The sequence below is a fragment of the Pseudomonas sp. Sample_14 genome (genome assembly GCF_004307515.1).
Lineage (GTDB): Bacteria > Pseudomonadota > Gammaproteobacteria > Pseudomonadales > Pseudomonadaceae > Aquipseudomonas > Aquipseudomonas atacamensis.
The window spans coordinates 75,417-94,022 of the sequence record NZ_RCOC01000088.1 but is presented as its reverse complement, the minus strand read 5'-3'; the positions used below and the strand labels follow the sequence as shown (position 1 = coordinate 94,022).

Genomic DNA, 18,606 nt, shown 5'->3' with positions numbered 1-18,606 from the left:
CGGTGGTGCCGTCAAACGACCTGTCTGGGTTAGTCGCCGTGAGATTCCTGCTGTTCAATCAAATACAGGTTTCACCGGACTGAATGGTCAACGCCTGGCCTTCAACTCCGCTGGGCTTACGCCGTAAGCACTCTGAAAATACTGACAAAAGCGCCCGACATTACTGAAGCCAAAGCTCAACGCCACCTCCGTCACAGAGCTTGCATGCCCTCGCGCCAACGCCTCATAGGCGCGCTGCAAACGCACCTGCCGCTGATACGCCACGATCGACATCCCGACAAAACGCCGAAAACCTTCCTGCAAGGCGCGCTGGCTGACATGGCTCAACCGCGCCAGATCCACGCCACTGACCAACTGCTGCGGATGCGCCTGAATAAACTCCATCGCCACCTTCACATGACGCGGCGCCACACACGGCGCCGGTCCCCGTAATGCCTCGGTGAAGTTGTGCGGCCACGCCTCCAGCACCGCATCGATCAACATTTCGCGCAACCGTGACGGCATCAACGTGCCGCTGTTGATCAAGGCATCGAACTCAGTGCCCGTGGCCAGATCGATCAACGCCTTGAGGCCCTGAAATGCCGGGGTATTCAGATCCACGCTTGGCTCAAACACGATCTTCTGCACGACCGGTTTCTCCAGCAGCGCCGACAACCGCTCGGTGAGCTGCTGACGATTGATCGAAATCCCGTGGTGCGCGTGATCATCAACAAAGCGCATCGAACGGATATCCGCCTTGTCGATCGCCAGACCGATGTGCGCCATGCCAATGGACTCGGTGGCGTGGTTGAAAACGATCTTGCCGGCGGTGGGGATGACGAAAGTGATTTCGTTCTGCGGATCGGGGAGGGCGACGCTGAAGTCGCCGTGGTAATGCATACGCCGAAAACTCACCCCGTCGTGCCGCCCGTAGACCCCGCCGATGATGATGTTGGAAGGTGGCGGCGGAGTATCGGCGTAGCGGTTGCCGAAGAGCCTGGAGAACAGGGCGCCGAAGTCGGAAGAGATGAGGTTGTCGGAGCGCAGGATGATCTTTTGGCGGAGTGGGGAGGTGGCGGTGATGGGCGGCATTTTGGAATGCGGGCTCTTGGGGCGACGGTCGAGATCGGTCGAGCGTAGGAGGCGGGTGTGACGGTTCAGTGACAAGGCTGGAACCATGGACTGCTTTCAGGCAAAAGCAGACAGCCAATACTCGCACTTGTATATTCCCGGCATACAGATCACCACGACCGAACAGGCTCGGGAACGTACGCATTCATGGATAGGAAAAAAGGCCAACCAGACAGCACTGACTGGGTCATCCGCAGTGTTCAACCAGGAGGAATCGAGCGTATTGAAGCGTGGTTCGGCAGCCACGGCTACGATCCTCATCGACATGACACCTACTCCATCGGCCGCACGTTGGCGGGCGTCCAGAGCTTTCACTATGTAGGCTCGTTGCGCCACGGTATCCCCGGCAATACGCTCGTGCTTCATCCAGACGAACTTCACGATGGCATGGCCGGGACTGATGCAGGCTTTCGTTATCGGATGGCTTACATTGATCCGGCAATGATTCAAAACATCCTGGGTGGCGAGCCCTTGCCTTTTATCACGGGGGGGCTTTCAAACGACCCACGGCTGTTACATGCCAGTGAAACATTTGTGCAAGCAGTGGATCATCCGCTGGAAGCATTGGAGCAACAGGACGCGCTGTATGACTTGGCAATGGCGTTGCGTGCCGTCGCGGGCAAGCCGCGCGGGCGCAAGCGCCTGGATTACCGCGCAGCCGAGCGTGCCAGAGCGTTCATCCTGGAACACTTGGATTCATGCATCACGCTGGAGATGCTCGAGTGTGCCAGCGGGCGCGAACGCTGGAGCCTGTCACGCGACTTCAGAACGCTTTACGGTACGAGTCCTTACCGATTTGTCACCCTGCGCCGCCTGGACCGGTTCCGCTCATTGGTGGTTGAAGGTTTTACCCTGGTCGATGCAGCGCTCGTCGCGGGGTTTCACGATCAAAGTCATATGACGCGACATTTCACCCGCTGTTACGGCATCCCGCCCATGCGCTGGCTGGAACGATTGCGCGCCGCACGCTGAGTTGCAGGATCGTACAAGAGACCCTATTCCTTGCTCTATAGGCTGGCGACTTCAACCACAGAGGATTCGTCATGGCAGAGCTCCGTCATCAATATTCATCAGTTCCTGTAAACCTGGCACATAAGGCTTCGCTGATCGAACAACAATGGAGTCCCAGGGTTGTGGCAGAGATGAATGACTACCAGTTCAAGGTTGTGCGAATCGAAGGCGAATTCATCTGGCACTCGCATCCTGAGACCGATGAAGCATTTCTTGTTTTGGAAGGCACCTTGCGCATTGATCTGCTGGAAGGCTGTGTCTATGTGAATCCAGGTGAACTCTATGTGGTACCCCGCGGCGTGGAACATCGCACGGCTGCCCAAGGTGAAGCCAAGCTGATGATGATCGAGCCGCGAGGCATCTTGAACACGGGGCATGAAGATGGCGAAAGAACGGCTTTGAACGACGTCTGGATATAATCCAACGCACATCCTGTGCAATGTCTGCGCAGAGTTGCAATTGCTGACCTGACCAGCAGCTATGAGTTAAAAGCGAGTTCTGACTTCTCATGCAAAGATTGTTATGAGAAAGGACCATGGACTTGATTATCGATTTGATAGGTCATCGGATTGGCGTGTTCGTGTTGGACTTAATGAATGACGGCCGTTTCAAGGTAGAGAGTGGTTTAGCATGGGGTTGTCGTCGGCGGACTGATTCTGTTATCTCCATTCGCAGCATTCTGGGGTTAAATCTGCAAGTACGAATTAGCCCCGTTATGCAGCTCATCAAATCACAGCGCAGGCGATTGACTGTTCTGTTTCCAAGCCCTGGGAGTCACACCTTCGGTTTGCACAAATGTTCGACTGAAGTGAGACTGATCAAAGAAACCACATTCTAGTGCGATCTCTGCAACCAACAATCTTGACGTCTGAAGCAGCTGCTTGCCCCGTAGAATCCTTTGCTCTCGCATCCATTCTTTGGGTGAGACGAGAGTGCTTTTTTTGAACTGACGAGTGAAATGGCTGCGCGACAGCGCACACGCCTGTGCGATAGCTGCCACGGAGATATGTGCGTCCAGGTTATCGAGCATCAGCTGCTTGGCGCGCTGGATCTGCCAGGGTTTCAATTGTCCGGTTTGTTTAGCCGGATCCTTTTGTGAGGACGCGCATGTTTCCTTGTTCATCCTGATTCCTTTTTCCCATTAGCCGGTTGATCAGCTCAATCCAGCGGTCAGTCGATGGGAAAAATCTAACGGAAGGCGCGACGGGATGGGGGCGCAATTTTGCGCTACTGGAGGCGCAAAAATGCACATTCCCAGTCGCGTTCCCGATGCTAGCCTTTGCCTCCCGACAACTCGAATCGACATCATTCGATTCGTCATCTGCAAGGAGAAAGCAATGGCTGCCTCACAACCGCACGGCAAAAACACCGCTTACTGGGGAGTCTCATGGGAGGAGGGCTACGGCTATCCCCAGGCCAGAAAAGTCGGAAACGAGATCTATATCTCGGGTCAGTTCAACCACGATGAGGAGGGTAATCTCGTTGCTCCCGCGCCCCTGGGTAGCGAGGGTAAACCCAGCGATTTCTCGTCGATAGGAGAGCAAATGCGCGCCTCCTACGACAATATCGCCAAGCTGCTCGCGCTCTATGGAGCAACCCTTGATGATGTCGTCGAAGAAACGCTGTACGTATTGGATATGGACGCGGCATTCGCCGTCGTAGGTGATGTGCGCAAAGCCGCATATCGCACTGAGCGGCCACAGTGCGCGAGCAATATCATCGGTGTATCCAGGTTGGCTCAACGTTCACAGCTGATTGAAATTGTCTGCAAAGCTGTCATCGGATCTCGCGCCGACTAAGAGACGCTCCCGGTTTCGCCCTGCGCAACCGGGAGATCCAATTGCCCTTCGATCAAAGGCTTTTGATGCGCTACGGCTGCTGCACAAAAAGTCATGAATGCTTTGACTCTCCATGACTTTCGAATGTCCTGATGCGTAAGCAGCCAGAGCTCGTCCTGTAGTTCGCGCACAACTGGCCCTACGCGTGTTAACCCAGGCGTAATGTCTCCCAGCATGCACGGAAGAAAGCCGTAACCAAGTCCTGCCGCAATGGCGACGCTCGCGGCCGCGACGGAGTCCGTACGATAAGAAATACAGTCGGCGCCGATTCTGTCTTCGACGTAGCTTTTGGCCTTCAGTCCACATAATCCTGCGGAATACGACACCCATCGCTGGCCTTCTGCGAAGGGGGTAGTAGTCGCGTGTTTTATGCTGCCATAAGGCGCCCATGCGATCGAAGCGAGCTTGCGCCCGACGAGACTTTCGGCAGGTTTTTTGGTCGCTCTTACCGCTACGTCAGATTCATCGCGGGCGAGACTTAACGTCTCGTTGCCGACCAGCACCTCGATGGCAATTCCTTCATTAAGCGCCTTGAAGTCGGCGATGATCGGCGTGAGGAAATACAAAAGCAGGGAGTCGCTGGTAGTGATCCGAAGCTTTCCCTGTGGCCCTTGACCTGCCCGAGAAACCCGACGTGTAACGCTGACGATATCAAGCTCGACGCGTTCGGCGAGCGCCCTTAACTCGATGCCTTCTGGCGTGAGCATGTACCCAGAGCGACGGTGGTCAAATAGGGCGACCCCAAGTGTCTTTTCCACTTGAGCCACGCGACGCGATACGGTGGATACATTGATCCCCAACCGTTTCGCTGTCGTGGCTCTATTACCGCATTCGCTTAGCGTTTTGATGATTCGCAAGTCGTCCCAAGAAAGCTGACTTACAGCATCGCTTAAATTCTGGGTGACGCCGGTTGGTACGGGCGGAGTGGTTGAAGCTTTTTTTGATGACGGTTTCACGCCAAGCATCCCAAACTTAGATTGCTCATCATACGAAATGGCTCGAGGTGAACCAAGAAATCGCGTGCACAAGCAGACTTTGCCCAAGCATTCTGATTGAACAAGGTGTCAGTCGGTGGGGTGGCGAAGGTCGGATTTTTGCTATTGGCCGATTTCGGCCCAAAGCGGTCATCCTTTGTGCAAGAGGTGTTTGGGATCTGGGCCAGGAAAAATCGATGTTATGAAAGCGGGCATAACGGACGCGCCTATGAAGATGGATGCCATTGGCCGAAGACGTACTCTCGCCAAAATTGGTTTCACTCATAAGCAAACTGATCTATCAACCCCAGACGAGGAACACGTGTGTGGGGCCGCAACAAAGCGCCAGGAGCAATCACAGCATTTGCGCCAATCTTGCAGCCGTCACCCACCAGAGCTCCGAATTTGCTGACGCCTGTTTCGATCACCCGATTTTCGTGGCGGATCTTGATATCGGCTCCGTCCAGTTCGTTACGGTAGTTGGCGATGATCGCGCCGGCTTCAATATTGACCGCTTCGCCAATCAATGAGTCGCCGACGAAGTTGAAGTGGGCAAGCTTGCTGCCATCGAGCATGAAGGTACTTTTCAGCTCACAGCTGGGGCCAACAATGCAGTTTCTGCCCAGGTAAACGCCTCCACGGAGGTAAGCGCCCGCTGCTACGAGACAGCCTGCGCCGATGATGATTGCGCCTTTGAGAACGGCGCCTTGCTCAACGATGGCGGTTTCATGAATCGCACAATTGTTGTGGCGCCGGTATCCCGCGCCGAGCGTTTCAAGCAATTCCAGAATCCGGCTCTCGCAATCCTGAACCACCGCCCAAGGGGCAGCGGAGTCCACGCCCAGTAATGGCCATTGAGCGATGTAATCTTCGATTTTTGGCGATTTCATAAGAGTCTTCCGAATAAGTGAGAGTGGGGCGTGGGTGGACTGTCGACGACTTGAACGACTCGCAATGCCTGCCAGTCGTACCTGTACAAGCATTTTCAAGGTACGGCGCAATGGATAAGACAATCACCGTGGATCAACTGGCAACCACTGATCTTGGATCAATCAACGAGATATGGCTCGGCGGGACCCATACCCAGTTATGCCTATGGCGTGCTAAACAAGTCTTCACCCACGAAATGCTCAGCGAGGGAACCCATGATCAGAATGTCCGACGCCTGTGCTTGCAGTTGGTTGACCCTGACGATCGAGAAGCAGTGGCACGCGTTGAGGCGGTAGCGCGCGAACGACTCGAAGAAATGGGCAAGCAGGGCGAGTTTTACCCGGCCGAGGCGGCGGACACTCGTCAATAGTCACTGGGCATCTGATGAAAAGCGCTGCTGCTTAAGCAGCGCCTCAAGCGGGCTCCTCAACCCTGCGCACATCCCCCAACGAATCACGCTGCATCGATTGCAAATTCTTTTCGATGGTTTCGCACAGCGCTTCCATTTGAATCTGGTGTTCGCTGTGGCGGAACGGACTCTGCAGATCGGTGCCGATGCGTTCGATGGCCAGCAGCATGAACCCCACCACAGTCGACGCCAGCGGCGTGAACCAGCCGAGGGATTCGACCAGTCCTATCGGTACGATCAGGCAGAACAGCGAAATGAACAGCCGTGGGAAATACACATAAGGGTAGGGCAGCGGGGTATTGGCGATCCGCTCCATGCCGCCTTGGCTGTTGGACAAGTCCACGAGTGTCGACTCAATCCGCGCCAGGCGAATACTGTCCAGATGCCCGGCCTTGTATTCGCGAGCGAGCAAAGTCGCCGAGCCGGTGAGGATATCGTTGGCAAAGTTATTGGTTGTGCCACTGCGGGCGAATTCTTCGGCGGGAATAAAGGCCCGCACCTCGTCGGGACATGGCTGGCCCTGTAGGTGCGCGGCGAGGCAATTGACGTAGGCCACGTGGCGGCGCAACAGCGTGGATTTGACCGGATTCACCTCGTCACCAGCGTCGTCCAGCAGCGTCAGCACCTGCCGGGCGAAGCTGCGGGAATTGTTGATCATCGATCCCCACAGCGTCCGCGCTTCCCACCAGCGGTTGTAAGCGCTGCTGTTGCGAAAACTGATCAACACGATCAACGCCGAACCGAGCAAGGTCAGCGGCATCAACGGCAGGTTCAGCTTGGCGTTGAGAAACAGCATGAAGTCGACGGTGACGGCGATGTCCCAGAGCAGCAACCAGAACAAAGACCAGCCCACGTAACCCAGGGTCTTGATGATCAGACGGTATTTTTTGACGATGGCAGCTTTCAAACGGAAACCTCGCGACGAGCTATTTGCTTAAACGCTTAAGCTCGGACGATGCCTGGCACCGGCAGTTCCCTGGTGGAGCGGTCAGCCGTCAGTCAGTCTGCAAAGTCTGGCCCTGTGCATGGCGAATGCTTTCGAGAAAAATCCTCGTCTCTCGATTGGACCGCAGATGAACTACCCGGCAAGCCGATGGCGCCATTGACACGAATTGGCGCATTTTGGCTCGCGAGGTTTTTCTCGTCCGCCACATGAACTTTAGAAACTCCGGCAGATTCGCCAGCTGTTCGGGGCAGTTTTCCGGCAAGTCAGGCCGAGACTGACCGTGGTTGAGCAGCGTTCTACGCAGGACGCGCAAGAATCGAAGCGGTGGCGAACGATCGATCCAGATCAGCAGATCTGCACGGGCGATGCGATTTTCCCAAGTGGTTGAATGGCCACCTTCGAATATCCAGCGATCACGCGCCTCGACCTCCAGGCAAAGTCGGGTCTTCTCATCCGGGCTTCGCTCGATCCAGCCTGGCTGCCAATGGATCGTGTCGATATGCACGACCGGCAACCCCGTACGCTCACCAAGCCTGCGCGCCAACGTACTTTTGCCAGACCCAGGCTGACCAACAATCATCACCCGTTGCATCGAAGCTCCTTCTCGCTCTGCAAGCTGATTTTTTTGGGCGGGCGATTCTACGGCAATGCCTGTCTCAGTCAATGACCGTTGAACGCTAGGCGGGGTTTTGCCGCGCCGCCGACAAACTGGCTCGGCGGTCCGCCCGCTCGCCGAGCCGCCACCCCAGCAGCCCCCATAGCAGTGCACACAACGCGCCGACCAGCGCTGCCATGCCTGCACCTTGGCTGAGGGCGTCCAGCGCGCTTTTTGCCCAGGCACTGATGGCGTCGCCGGCGCGGTAGACCACGGTGTCGATGAAGTTCTTCGCCTTGTACTTGCTTTCGGCATCGAGCGGGGCAAACAGCATCTCTCGGCCTGGGCGCACGAAGGCGTACTCACCGATGCGGCGCACGATCATCAGCGCGGCGATCAAGCCAAAGCTGGGCGCGAAGATCAGCCCGATAAACCCCGCGCACATGACCATCGGCACCATGGCCAACAGCACGCCGACGCCGAGCCTTTGCGCGAGGCGTCCGGTGATGAACAGCTGACAGAGCAGGGCGCCCGCCTGCACGACAAAGTCGATGATGCCGAACACGCGCACCTGCGCCTCGCGGTCCGGGAAGTGTTCGGCGACGACGCGTGCCTGCTCGAAGTAAAGGAAGGTGGAGACTGTCGCCAGCAACACCACAAAACCGCAGATGCCGAGCAGATAGGGTGATTTCAAAACGGCCGTCATACCGCTGAACGGATTGCCGGGCAACGGCCTGCGAGGGCTTTCGCTCGGCGCGGCATCGGGGCGTCCTGCGCCACCCCGTTCACGCCAGCGCATCAGCTGGCGTTTGAACCACATCGCAGCGGCCAGCAGAACAGCGGCCAGCAGCATCAGGCCGGACTCACCCAGCGGACCGATCAGCAAGGCGCTCAGCGCAGGGCCACTCAGGCCGCCGACGCTGGCGCCCGCCGCGATGAACGCGAACAGACGTTTGGCCTGGGCACTGTCGAATACATCGGCCATCAGGCTCCAGGCGACCGATACGACAAACAGGTTGTAGACCGATATCCACACGTAAAACACGCGCGCCAGCCACGGGCTTTCCTCACCCAGGAACAAGGCGGCGAACAACAGCAGATTGGTGCAGAAAAATCCGTATACCCAGTCCACGAAATGCAGGCGCGGTACGTGTGCGCTGAGCCAGGCGAACAGCGGAACGGCCGCCAGCATGACCAGGAAGGTCGCGGTGAACAGCCACTGCAAGTTCTCGACGCCGGCAGAGATGCCCATCGATTCGCGGATCGGACGGAGCATGAAATAGCCGGCGAACAGGCAAACGAACAGCAGAAAACCGTTGAGCGCAGGGCGCAGCTCGTGAGCCTCGGCATTGATGATGGCGCCGGCGCGGTGGGCGAGAAGAGACGTATCCATGTTGCGCTCCTGTGGGAGTGGCGGGGCAATGGCACGGGGCCTGCCCGTGCCGGGCGGTCAGCGGTAGGTGACGCCGGTCAGTCGCTCGGAGAGTTGCCACAGTGTGGCCGAATTCGAGCGATCGGTAGCGGCCGGCGGCATCTTGGCGAAGCCCAGCGGCCCGCGCTTCTCGTTATCACCGGTAGGCCCGTAGTAGGCGCCGCCAACCGCCTCCAGCGCCGTCGCCGCATACAGCGTCGGCAGCGCGCCCTGCGCTGCGGAATGATACATGTCCCGCTCTACCGCCCATTGTTTGCCGAATTCACTGTCCAGGCCAGGCCCCCGGGCGATCAGCTCCGTCACGGCAACGCCGGGGTGCGCGGCGATGCTGCGTATCCCCCAACCGGCGGCATCGCTGCGCTGCTGCAGCTCAATACTCCACTTTAGAACCGCCAGTTTCGATTGGCTGTAGCTGGCGAAAGGGTCGTAATCGCGCTCAGCCTGCAGGTCATCAAAATTAAGGCTTGCGCGCCCGGCGGCGATGCTCGACAGGCTGACCACCCGACCATCGTCGCTTTTGCGTAGCAGGGGCATCAGCAGGCCGGTCAGGGCGAAATGCCCCAGATAATTGGTCGCCAGTTGCATCTCGTAGCCATCGGCGGAAACGCCTCGAACAGGCGGCGACATGATCGCGGCATTGTTGATCAGCACGTCGAGCCTCGGCAGGCGCCCTTGCAGACGGTTGGCGAGGTCGCGCACCGATTGCAGATTGGCAAGGTCCAGCGTTTCGAATTGCACGCGCGCCTCAGGCACGGCTTGCTTGATCTTCGTGATCGCTTCGCGGCCGCGCTCGGCGTTGCGTGCGGCGATGATCACCTCGGCACCGGCTCGCGTCAGGGCCAGCGCGTCTTCATAGCCCATGCCGCTGGTTCCCCCGGTGACCAGCACGATGCGGCCTTTCTGGCTGGGCATGTCGTGGGTTGACCAGTCCGGCTTCGGCTCCGTTCGGGGAGTCGCCTGCGCAGCCAGTGTGCCGGCCATCGCGGAAATGGCGAACAGCATTCGGGTGGCCTTGAGGAGGCGTTGGGTCGCGGTATTGCTCGGCGTAGCGGGTGATTGGCTCATCGGGGGATTCTCATTCGCGTGACAGGTCCCCGGTTGGCGGGGGCGAGTGAGCAGTATCGGTGTACGAATGCGCGAGGATAAGTCGGGCATTGGTGGATGGCCCGTACGCTATGGCGTACAGTCAGTCGCTTGCGGAGGGAGCGTCCATGCGTAAACCAAACCTTACCGATGTGTCGATATTTGCTGCGGTGGTCGAGGCAGGGGGATTTCGTGCTGCCGCGCAAAAGCGCGGGCTGTCCGCCTCGTCGTTGAGCGACTGCATGCGTCGGCTGGAAAGCGACTTGGGCGTGCGCCTGCTCAATCGAACCACGCGCAGCGTCACGCCGACGGCAGCCGGCGAGCGATTGCTCGAGCGCCTGCGCCCGGCCTTGCAAGAAATCGACGCCGCTTTCAACGATCTGGACGACGACGCTCAGCGCCCGGTCGGCACGCTCAAGCTCAATGTGCCAGTGCCGGTGGCACGTTTTCTGTTGCCCGACCTGCTGGCGCGTTTTCTGCGCGTTTATCCAGGGATCAGTGTCGAAGTCGTCATGGACAACACCTTCGTCGACGTCAACGCTGGCGGGTACGACGCCGGCGTGCGCTATGAAGAGAGCCTGGCCAAGGACATGATCGCCGTGCCCATCGGCCCGCGTCGCCAACGCTTCGTTGCAGCCGCCGCCCCGGGCTATCTGGCTGAACGCGGTACGCCCACTCACCCCGAAGAACTGCCGGGCCATGACCTGCTTGGCCATCGGTTCGAGAGTGGCAAAGTCGGCGTATTCGAGTTTCATCGAGACGGCCGTATCGTGCGTATCCCGCCTCAGGGGCAACTGCTGACGTCGTCGCACGATCTGAAAATTCGCTCCGCCATCAATGGACTGGGCATCGTCTATACCTTCGAGGACTTCCTGCGCGAGCCACTCTCCGATGGTCGACTGGTGCCGATTCTCGAGGACTGGTGGCAGACCTTCGACGGTCCGTTTCTGTATTACCACGGCCGCCGCCACATGCCTTCGCCGCTGAGGGCGTTTGTGGATTTTTTGCGGGGGGAAGGGGAGATTGCGGAAAGCTCAGATGTTTGAAGCGCTGTTTTGTAAGGCGAATACATGGCTTCGCAACAGAGCGCCTATGGCGACTGGCAGCAATCGGCCAGAAGCAGCCGTTCGCAGTTGGCCCTTAAGGCCCAGAGCTGGTGGGACGATAGTCACAACGGCCAGCACTGAACATTGCCGTCTGACGTGTTGGTTATTTGCCCTAGGAAGGCGCCACCGTCTGTTAGGATCTAAGTTCACTGACGGAACAGGAGTGCGGTTCGTGAGCAAGTACAGTGCAAGCGCCGACAGCGTTCCCAAGGGCATATGGCTAATAAGCGCCGCTGTCTTTCTCCTTTCTCTGGCCGATGCAGCGGTCAAATATTTCAGCGCCAGACTTCCACTCTGGCAGTTGTTCCTCATCGTATCCTGCCTGTCGGTGCCCACCCTTGTAGCCTGGCTCGCCACGGGCATCAGATCGGATCGACACTCAACCGCCTCGATGTTTTGGGTCACAATCAGGAGCATTCTGCTGTTGTTAATGTGGGTAACGTACTACTCAGCGTTACCGTTGATCCCATTATCAGTGGCCGCCGTGGCGATCTACACAACTCCCCTTTTCACAGCGCTTTTCTCCACCTTTTACGGAGGTGAGCCTTTACCACTGCGGGGTTGGGTAGCGATAGGAATAGGCTTCACGGGTGTCGCCACGGTATTACGCCCGGGATCAGACATTTTCGTCCTTGCAACCCTGCTACCTGTGATTGCGGCTGTTTTCTATGCGATCGCGATGGTTGTGACACGCCGACATTGTCGCAATGATCATCCACTTGTATTGGCTCTGGGCTTGAATATCGCTTTTCTTTTCGCCGCCGTCATAGGAGGCATCGCATCGCTAATGGTCAGTGAGTCCACCGTCGCTGGTGCTGCATTTCTACTCTCGCCTTGGCAGACGCTTGGTTGGCAGGAGATTCTTTTTATCTTCTGTTACGCCTGCGCCCTGATTTTCATAAATACGGCTACCGCCAAGGCCTACCAAGTTGCGCCTCCAGCACTTATCGGGACTTTCGATTATGCCTACTTGGTTTTTGCCTGCCTTTGGGGTTATGTAATGTTCCAGGAAACGCCGGACGTCTTCACATGGGCTGGAATTTTTTTGATTGTCATTGCCGGCTTCCTGATTCTGCGTGCCCAAAAATCTAATAAATAAGCGGTTCTTGGCCCAGAGACGTCGTTCGTGAGCGGCAGCTGTCGGCCAAAAGCAGCCAGTCAAAGCCCTCGATAAACCTCAAGCTTTTGGATTGTGCCAAAAACAAATTGTGACTCAGAGCAGGTGAGTGGCTTGGTTAAATCCCTGTCTGCTCTGCCATTTCCAAAGCACCATCGACCTCAATGCCCAAGTACTTGACAGTGCTTGGAGTTTCGTACGACCAAGCAGGAGTTGGACAGCCGGCTTGCACATGTGCCGCTCTATACGGAGAGTTTGATCATTCGCGAAGGTGCGAAAATGCAGCCAATTAAGGTTTTTCATGCAGAGCGCAGCAGCCTTGACATCTATCTGCAGATTGGACCCTCAGCCGAACGGCTTGCTTTGTAACGCAGTCAACCATCGTCCAAGTTGACTTGCCCAAGCATGACTTTAGCGTCGTTTAAATCGATGTAGACAAAACCAGCTTTCCGGCGTTGATCAGCGTCATTGAAGCTTGTGCGATCAACCCAGAAGACCAGACTCTATTCAGGCAAGTGATCATCTTCTCTGTAATCAGCAATTACGTTAAGACGTTACATAGCGCCATTCAAAGGGTTCGTTTTTTGCCAATCTGCAAATCAGAGAAAACCGAGCGCCGCTGTCCACGTTATGACTCATCCAACGGCGCAACCATCATCTTCAGGCACTTCAAAAAAAGCGGCCGATATTCCTCCGGCAGGCGTTCCAGCAGTTTCCTTTCCACTTCTGCATCACGCGGCAGCACGCGATCCAGTAGCTCGGCGCCCTCGGTTCCGAGGTACAGCTGATAGGCGCGTTGGTCGGTTTTAGCGCTGGTACGGATCAGCATGCCGTTGGCGCACAGGCGTTTGACCATTTCGGCAACGGTGTTGCGATCCATGAACAGGTGACCGGCCAGTGCGTTCTGGGTCAGGCCGGGGTGTTGCGATACCACGATCAGTGCTGCTTTCTGTCGCGGGGTGATCGATTCGCCGGAAAATTCTGCGTTGAACAGTTCTTCCGCGACGAAGTGTGCCCGCCGCAGCAGGTGGGAAACGATGTCTTCCAGGTGAAACTGGTCGACGAGTAGCTGGCTTTGGGAAGAAAGTTTCGCGGGCTCTGGCGTGCGTGTGGATGGCATTGGACGTCCGGTCATTCCTTGCGGTGGCGATCCTTTGGGGATCAATCATAAGTACGTGCACGTACTATTTGTCAGGCAAATCAGCCAGTTAAGTATTGGTCTTCCGGCACGGCGAAACAAGTCTGCCAATAATCAACGTGCACGTACTATTGTTTTTGCTGCTGACCGCCAAAAAGTCGTTGACAGGCCTTATGACCGGTCATAGCATCGGCCCCATAAAGGACGTATACGTACTTAATGAGAATAACAAAATGACTTGGTCAGCGACCCCGGCAACTGCTGTTACATGGACTCCTCTGGTCAGCCGCGCCTTGCCTGCGCCGCATTTTGCCTATAGCCCTGTGGTACGGGCCGGCGGTTTCATTTTCGTCTCGGGAATGGTCGGTCTCGACCCGGCCCACGGCGGCCTGGTAGACGGCGGTATGGCCGCAGAGGTGCAGCAGATCCTGATCAACCTCAGCGAATTGTGCAAGGAGCTGACGTTCGGACTGGAGAAATTGATGTTGGTGCGGATCTATTGCGCTGACTTCAGCCAGTTCGGCGTGCTCAATCAGCATTGGCAAGCTTTCTTCGAGGGGCGCACCCCACCTGCGCGAACTTCGCTAGGGGTTGATGCGCTGCCGTTGGGGGCGTTGGTTGAAATGGAATTCCAGTTCGCGATTGATTCTTCACTGCCTTGATGCAACACAAAAAGAACAGGAGAAGCGACATGGCAAACGGTGAAATTATCAGCGGGTTTCTGGCCCCTCATCCACCGCACATTCTTTATGCGGAAAACCCACCGCAGAACGAACCACGCTCCCAGGGCGGCTGGGAACAATTGCGCTGGGCGTATGAGCGGGCGCGCGCCAGTGTCGAGGCGTTGAAGCCGGACGTACTGCTGGTGCACTCGCCGCACTGGATCACGTCCGTGGGGCATCATTTCATCGGTGTCGAGCACCTGGCCGGGCGCTCGGTCGACCCGATCTTTCCCAACCTGTTTCGCTTCGACTACTCGATAAAATTCGACGTCGAACTGGCCGAGGCCTGCTGTGAAGAAGGCCGCAAGGCAGGGCTGCAGACCAAGATGATGCGCAACCCGCGTTTTCGCGTCGACTACGGCACCATCACCGCACTGCATATGATCCGTCCGCAGTGGGACATTCCAGTGGTGTCGATCTCGGCCAACAACACGCCTTATTACCTGAGCATGGAAGAGGGCCAGGTGGAGATGGATCTGTTGGGCAAGGCCACCCGCGAAGCGATCGCCAAATCGGGCAAGCGCGCGGTGCTGCTGGCGTCCAACACTCTATCGCATTGGCATTTTCATCAAGAGCCGGAGCCGCCAGAAGACATGACCCAGGAACATCCGCAGAGCCAACTGGGGTATCAGTGGGACATGCGCATGATCGAGCTGATGCGGCGCGGGGAAATGAATGAAGTCTTTCGTCTGCTGCCGCAGTTCATCGACGAGGCGTTCGCCGAAGTGAAGTCCGGTGCGTTCACCTGGATGCACGCGGCCATGCAGTACCCGCAACTGGCGGCGGAACTGCACGGCTACGGCACGGTAATCGGCACTGGCAACGCGGTAATGGAATGGAATCTGCTCAAGGCCGGTCTCGCCCGTGCCGCAGCAGAAGCCGCCTGAACCTCGCGACTCGCAGACCTCTTTTCAAGGTGAACAACCATGACGCTTGTATCGGCTTTTCTGGTCCACGGTAGCCCGCTGCCGCAACTTTGCCCCGATGTGCCCAATTGGCAGCGCTTCCGACAGGCCATGCAACAGGCCGGCGCCGCATTACGTGCCTCTCGGCCCGACGTGGTGCTGCTCTATTCCACGCAATGGTTCGCCGTGCTTGATGAGATCTGGCTGACCCGGCGCCGCAGCGAAGACATTCACGTCGACGAAAACTGGCACGAATTCGGTGAGATGGCCTATGACTTGTACAGCGATGTGAGCCTGGCCAACGCTTGCATCGAGGCCTGCCGGGCCAAAGGTGTGAATGCCCGTGGCGCCGACTATCAAGGCTTTCCGATCGACACCGGAACCATCGTCGCCAGCACCGCGCTCAGTGTGGGCAGCGAAGCGTTGCCGCTGGTGGTGGCGTCCAACAACCTCTACGACAACGCCGAAGCGACCGAGATGCTGGCGGCGATTGCCGTGGCCTGCGCTGCCGAACAAGGCAAGCGCGTGGCAGTGGTGGGCGTCGGTGGCTTGTCCGGGAGCCTGTTTACCAAACCCATCGAAGCGCAGGACGACCGCATCGTCCACGCAGAAGAAGACGCCTGGAATCGCAAGGTTCTGGCGCTGATCGAGGCGGGCGATGTCGATGCGCTGCGCGAAGTGCTGCCGGCCTATGCCGCCGAAGCGCGGGTGGACATGGGTTTCAAGCATTTCCACTGGTTGCTCGGCGCACTCGGTGGGCGTTTCCAGGGCGCCACAGTGCATCACTACGGCGCGTTGTATGGCAGCGGCGCCGCTGTCGTGGAGTTCAACCCCTGAGGGGATGAACGAGCAGGTGCGCGATCTCGCTCATCACCGCTGCTGAAGCGCGCCGCATCAATTTTTTTCCGTAGACCGTTTGCGTTGCCGTTGCAACGCAAGCCGTGCATGCCTGCGCCCGCGATTTATCGGGCCGGGCCTCTGCAAATTCGCGAGCCGGCTGCAGGCTCGCCGTCAGCCGTGTCATTGAGGTCAGTCATGAAAAACTATCGAAATTTTATCAATGGTCGCTGGGTCGAGAGCCCGCGCACCTTCGAGGACATCAGCCCGGTCGACGGCTCCGTCGTCGCCGTGGTCCATGAGGCTGGCCGCGAGCTGGTGGACGAGGCGGTCAAGGCTGGCCATCGCGCCGTCGCTGGCGCCTGGGGCCGCACCAGCGCCGCTGAACGTGTCGACGTCCTGCGCCGGATCGCTGACGAAATGGAGCGTCGCCAGGCCGATTTCCTGGCCGCCGAAATGGCCGACACCGGCAAGCCGCTGGCCATGGCCTCGGTGATCGACGTGCCACGCGGCATCGCCAATTTCCGTACCTTCGCAGACATCCTCGCCACCGCGCCGCTGGACAGCCATCGCCTGGACCTGCCAGACGGTGCCTACGCGCTGAACTACGCCGCCCGCAAGCCACTCGGCGTGGTCGGAGTGATTTCCCCGTGGAACCTGCCGTTGCTGTTGCTGACCTGGAAGGTCGCACCGGCCTTGGCGTGCGGCAACGCGGTGGTGGTCAAACCTTCCGAAGACACTCCCGGCACCGCGACGCTGCTCGCCGAAGTGATGCAAGCCGCCGGTGTACCGGATGGCGTGTTCAACCTGGTGCACGGTTTCGGTCCGGACTCGGCCGGCGAGTTCATTTCCCGGCACCCGGACATCAGCGCCATCACATTCACGGGCGAATCACGCACGGGCACCACCATCATGCGTGCTGCCGCCGAAGGAGTTAAGCCGGTGTCGTTCGAGCTGGGCGGCAAGAACGCAGCGATCATTTTCGCCGACTGCGACTTCGAGAAAATGATCGACGGCATGATGCGCGCGCTGTTTCTCAACAGCGGTCAGGTGTGCCTGTGCTCCGAACGGGTGTATGTCGAACGGCCGATTTTCGAGCGTTTCTGCACAGCGATTGCCGAGCGCATCAAGGTGATGAAAATCGACTGGCCCCACGATCCTGCCACGCAGATGGGGCCACTGATTTCGGCCAAGCATCGCGACAAGGTGCTGAGTTACTTCGAACTTGCGCGCCGGGAAGGTGCGACCTTCATCGCCGGTGGCGGCGTACCGCATTTTGGTGATGCACGTGATAACGGCGCATGGGTCGAGCCGACCGTCATTGCCGGGCTGTCCGACGACTCCCGTTCGGTGCGCGAAGAAATCTTCGGGCCGATCTGCCACGTGTCGCCGTTCGACAGCGAGCGTGAAGTCATCGCCCGCGCCAACGACACCCGTTACGGCCTGGCCGCCACCATCTGGACCACCAACCTGAGCCGCGCGCACCGCGTCAGCGAGGCCATGCGCGTGGGCATCAGTTGGGTAAACACCTGGTTTTTGCGCGATCTGCGTACGCCGTTCGGTGGCGCTGGATTGTCCGGCATCGGCCGTGAGGGCGGCATGCACTCACTGAACTTTTATTCGGAACTGACCAACGTCTGCGTACGCATTGACCAGGAGAGCGAGCAATGAGCGATCAACTTCAACGAGTTGCCGATCTGCTCGACCAGGCGGCCACAAGCGGCGAACCGGTGCTGCCGGTCCGCGATCAGTTGGCCTCGATTGCCGACGCCTACCGGGTGCAACAGCTCAACACCCAGCGCCAGGTCCACGCCGGGCGGCGTATCACCGGGCGCAAGATCGGCCTCACCTCGCATGCGGTGCAGCAGCAGTTGGGCGTGGATCAACCGGACTTCGGCACCTTGTACGACAGCATGGAGGTCGCCGATGGCGAGGCGATCGCCTGGCCGCGCCTTATGCAGGCCAAGTGCGAGGCGGAAGTGGCGCTGGTGCTGGAGCGCGATCTGGACCGCGAAAACATCGTGCTAAGCGATTTGCTCGCGGCTACCGCCTATGCACTGCCTGCCATTGAGGTGGTCGGTAGCCGCATCGCCAACTGGAACATCAGCATTCTCGACACCATCGCCGACAACGCCTCGGCCGGCCTCTACGTGCTCGGCCAGCGGCCGGTGAAACTTGCCGATCTGGATTTGCGCCTGGCCGGCATGGTCATGGAGCGCCAGGGCGAGCCCGTATCTTTCGGCGTCGGTGCGGCATGCCTGGGTCACCCCTTGAATGCCGCGTTGTGGCTGGCGCGCACCCTGGTCGATATGGGCACGCCACTGCGGGCCGGCGATGTGGTGCTCAGCGGTGCCTTGGGACCGATGGTCAGTGTCGCGCCCGGTGATGTTTTCGAGGCACGCATTCAGGGTCTGGGCAGCGTCCGGGCCTGTTTCGAACCCGCCAATTGAGGT

At 58.4% G+C, this 18,606-nt stretch carries 20 protein-coding genes and 1 pseudogene; 11 read left to right on the top strand and 10 right to left on the bottom strand.

What is annotated here, in order from left to right:
- Positions 1–87: 87 nt before the first annotated feature.
- On the bottom strand, positions 88–1,071 hold the full coding sequence (locus D8U61_RS21020) for an AraC family transcriptional regulator (protein ID WP_130927639.1): 984 nt from the start codon (positions 1,069–1,071) through the stop codon (positions 88–90).
- Positions 1,072–1,257: 186 nt separating this feature from the next.
- Here D8U61_RS21020 and D8U61_RS21015 point away from each other — a divergent pair, with 186 nt between their 5' ends.
- The gene (locus D8U61_RS21015) at positions 1,258–2,082 is read left to right on the top strand and encodes an AraC family transcriptional regulator (RefSeq protein WP_129998497.1); all 825 of its coding nucleotides are present in this window, start codon (positions 1,258–1,260) and stop codon (positions 2,080–2,082) included.
- 71 nt (positions 2,083–2,153) lie between these two features.
- A complete protein-coding gene (locus tag D8U61_RS21010; protein WP_125926132.1) occupies positions 2,154–2,540 on the top strand; it encodes a cupin domain-containing protein in 387 nt (128 codons plus the stop codon).
- A gap of 311 nt (positions 2,541–2,851) precedes the next feature.
- Here the strand turns inward: D8U61_RS21010 and D8U61_RS21005 are convergent, their stop codons facing one another.
- The gene (locus D8U61_RS21005) at positions 2,852–3,244 is read right to left on the bottom strand and encodes an AraC family transcriptional regulator (RefSeq protein WP_039758866.1); all 393 of its coding nucleotides are present in this window, start codon (positions 3,242–3,244) and stop codon (positions 2,852–2,854) included.
- Between the two features lie 214 nt (positions 3,245–3,458).
- Between D8U61_RS21005 and D8U61_RS21000 the strand changes: the two genes are divergently transcribed.
- On the top strand, positions 3,459–3,920 hold the full coding sequence (locus D8U61_RS21000) for a Rid family hydrolase (protein WP_130927595.1): 462 nt from the start codon (positions 3,459–3,461) through the stop codon (positions 3,918–3,920).
- Here the strand turns inward: D8U61_RS21000 and D8U61_RS20995 are convergent.
- Both D8U61_RS20995 and D8U61_RS20990 read right to left on the bottom strand, forming a co-directional pair.
- On the bottom strand, positions 3,917–4,924 hold the full coding sequence (locus D8U61_RS20995) for a LysR family transcriptional regulator (RefSeq protein WP_125926186.1): 1,008 nt from the start codon (positions 4,922–4,924) through the stop codon (positions 3,917–3,919). The genes D8U61_RS21000 and D8U61_RS20995 overlap by 4 nt on opposite strands.
- 287 nt (positions 4,925–5,211) lie before the next feature.
- Complete coding sequence (locus tag D8U61_RS20990; protein WP_130927594.1) at positions 5,212–5,823, bottom strand: transferase; 612 nt, start codon at positions 5,821–5,823, stop codon at positions 5,212–5,214.
- A gap of 110 nt (positions 5,824–5,933) precedes the next feature.
- Between D8U61_RS20990 and D8U61_RS20985 the strand changes: the two genes are divergently transcribed.
- On the top strand, positions 5,934–6,233 hold the full coding sequence (locus D8U61_RS20985; protein WP_130927593.1) for a hypothetical protein: 300 nt from the start codon (positions 5,934–5,936) through the stop codon (positions 6,231–6,233).
- A gap of 43 nt (positions 6,234–6,276) precedes the next feature.
- On the opposite strand, the gene D8U61_RS20980 is transcribed toward D8U61_RS20985, so the two are convergent.
- The 4 genes from D8U61_RS20980 to D8U61_RS20965 all read right to left on the bottom strand — a co-directional run bounded on the left by D8U61_RS20980 (position 6,277) and on the right by D8U61_RS20965 (position 10,247).
- Positions 6,277–7,179: a bestrophin family ion channel gene (locus tag D8U61_RS20980; protein WP_130927592.1), complete on the bottom strand. Its 903-nt coding sequence runs from the start codon at positions 7,177–7,179 to the stop codon at positions 6,277–6,279.
- Between the two features lie 88 nt (positions 7,180–7,267).
- Positions 7,268–7,810 (bottom strand): AAA family ATPase, encoded by a 543-nt coding sequence (locus tag D8U61_RS20975; RefSeq protein WP_130927591.1) that lies wholly within the window; start codon positions 7,808–7,810, stop codon positions 7,268–7,270.
- Positions 7,811–7,895: 85 nt separating this feature from the next.
- Positions 7,896–9,206 carry an MFS transporter gene (locus tag D8U61_RS20970; protein WP_130927590.1) on the bottom strand — a complete coding sequence of 437 codons (1,311 nt, stop codon included), beginning with the start codon at positions 9,204–9,206 and terminating at the stop codon, positions 7,896–7,898.
- A gap of 57 nt (positions 9,207–9,263) precedes the next feature.
- Positions 9,264–10,247 carry an SDR family oxidoreductase gene (locus D8U61_RS20965; RefSeq protein WP_241663646.1) on the bottom strand — a complete coding sequence of 328 codons (984 nt, stop codon included), beginning with the start codon at positions 10,245–10,247 and terminating at the stop codon, positions 9,264–9,266.
- A 209-nt stretch (positions 10,248–10,456) separates the two neighbouring features.
- Between D8U61_RS20965 and D8U61_RS20960 the strand changes: the two genes are divergently transcribed.
- On the top strand, positions 10,457–11,374 hold the full coding sequence (locus tag D8U61_RS20960) for a LysR family transcriptional regulator (RefSeq protein WP_130927588.1): 918 nt from the start codon (positions 10,457–10,459) through the stop codon (positions 11,372–11,374).
- 232 nt (positions 11,375–11,606) lie between these two features.
- Positions 11,607–12,533, top strand: a complete 927-nt coding sequence (locus tag D8U61_RS20955; protein WP_177433356.1) for a DMT family transporter — start codon at positions 11,607–11,609, stop codon at positions 12,531–12,533.
- A gap of 136 nt (positions 12,534–12,669) precedes the next feature.
- On the opposite strand, the pseudogene D8U61_RS27935 reads toward D8U61_RS20955, so the two are convergent.
- Positions 12,670–12,773 (bottom strand): annotated as a pseudogene (locus D8U61_RS27935) (integrase); the annotation flags it as partial.
- A 406-nt stretch (positions 12,774–13,179) separates the two neighbouring features.
- Positions 13,180–13,671, bottom strand: coding sequence for a MarR family winged helix-turn-helix transcriptional regulator (locus D8U61_RS20950; RefSeq protein WP_116254811.1), 492 nt, complete (start codon positions 13,669–13,671; stop codon positions 13,180–13,182).
- A 251-nt stretch (positions 13,672–13,922) separates the two neighbouring features.
- Between D8U61_RS20950 and D8U61_RS20945 the strand changes: the two genes are divergently transcribed.
- The 5 genes from D8U61_RS20945 (at position 13,923) to D8U61_RS20925 (ending at position 18,603) form a co-directional block, all read left to right on the top strand.
- A complete protein-coding gene (locus D8U61_RS20945) occupies positions 13,923–14,351 on the top strand; it encodes a RidA family protein (protein ID WP_177433355.1) in 429 nt (142 codons plus the stop codon).
- A 29-nt stretch (positions 14,352–14,380) separates the two neighbouring features.
- Positions 14,381–15,298 carry a tRNA U-34 5-methylaminomethyl-2-thiouridine biosynthesis protein gene (locus tag D8U61_RS20940; protein WP_116254809.1) on the top strand — a complete coding sequence of 306 codons (918 nt, stop codon included), beginning with the start codon at positions 14,381–14,383 and terminating at the stop codon, positions 15,296–15,298.
- A gap of 39 nt (positions 15,299–15,337) precedes the next feature.
- Positions 15,338–16,153 (top strand): tRNA U-34 5-methylaminomethyl-2-thiouridine biosynthesis protein, encoded by an 816-nt coding sequence (locus tag D8U61_RS20935; RefSeq protein WP_130927586.1) that lies wholly within the window; start codon positions 15,338–15,340, stop codon positions 16,151–16,153.
- Between the two features lie 198 nt (positions 16,154–16,351).
- Positions 16,352–17,824: a 2-hydroxymuconic semialdehyde dehydrogenase gene (locus D8U61_RS20930; RefSeq protein WP_130927585.1), complete on the top strand. Its 1,473-nt coding sequence runs from the start codon at positions 16,352–16,354 to the stop codon at positions 17,822–17,824.
- Complete coding sequence (locus tag D8U61_RS20925) at positions 17,821–18,603, top strand: fumarylacetoacetate hydrolase family protein (protein WP_125926144.1); 783 nt, start codon at positions 17,821–17,823, stop codon at positions 18,601–18,603. Before D8U61_RS20930 ends, D8U61_RS20925 begins: the two co-directional genes overlap by 4 nt.
- Positions 18,604–18,606: the final 3 nt, after the last annotated feature.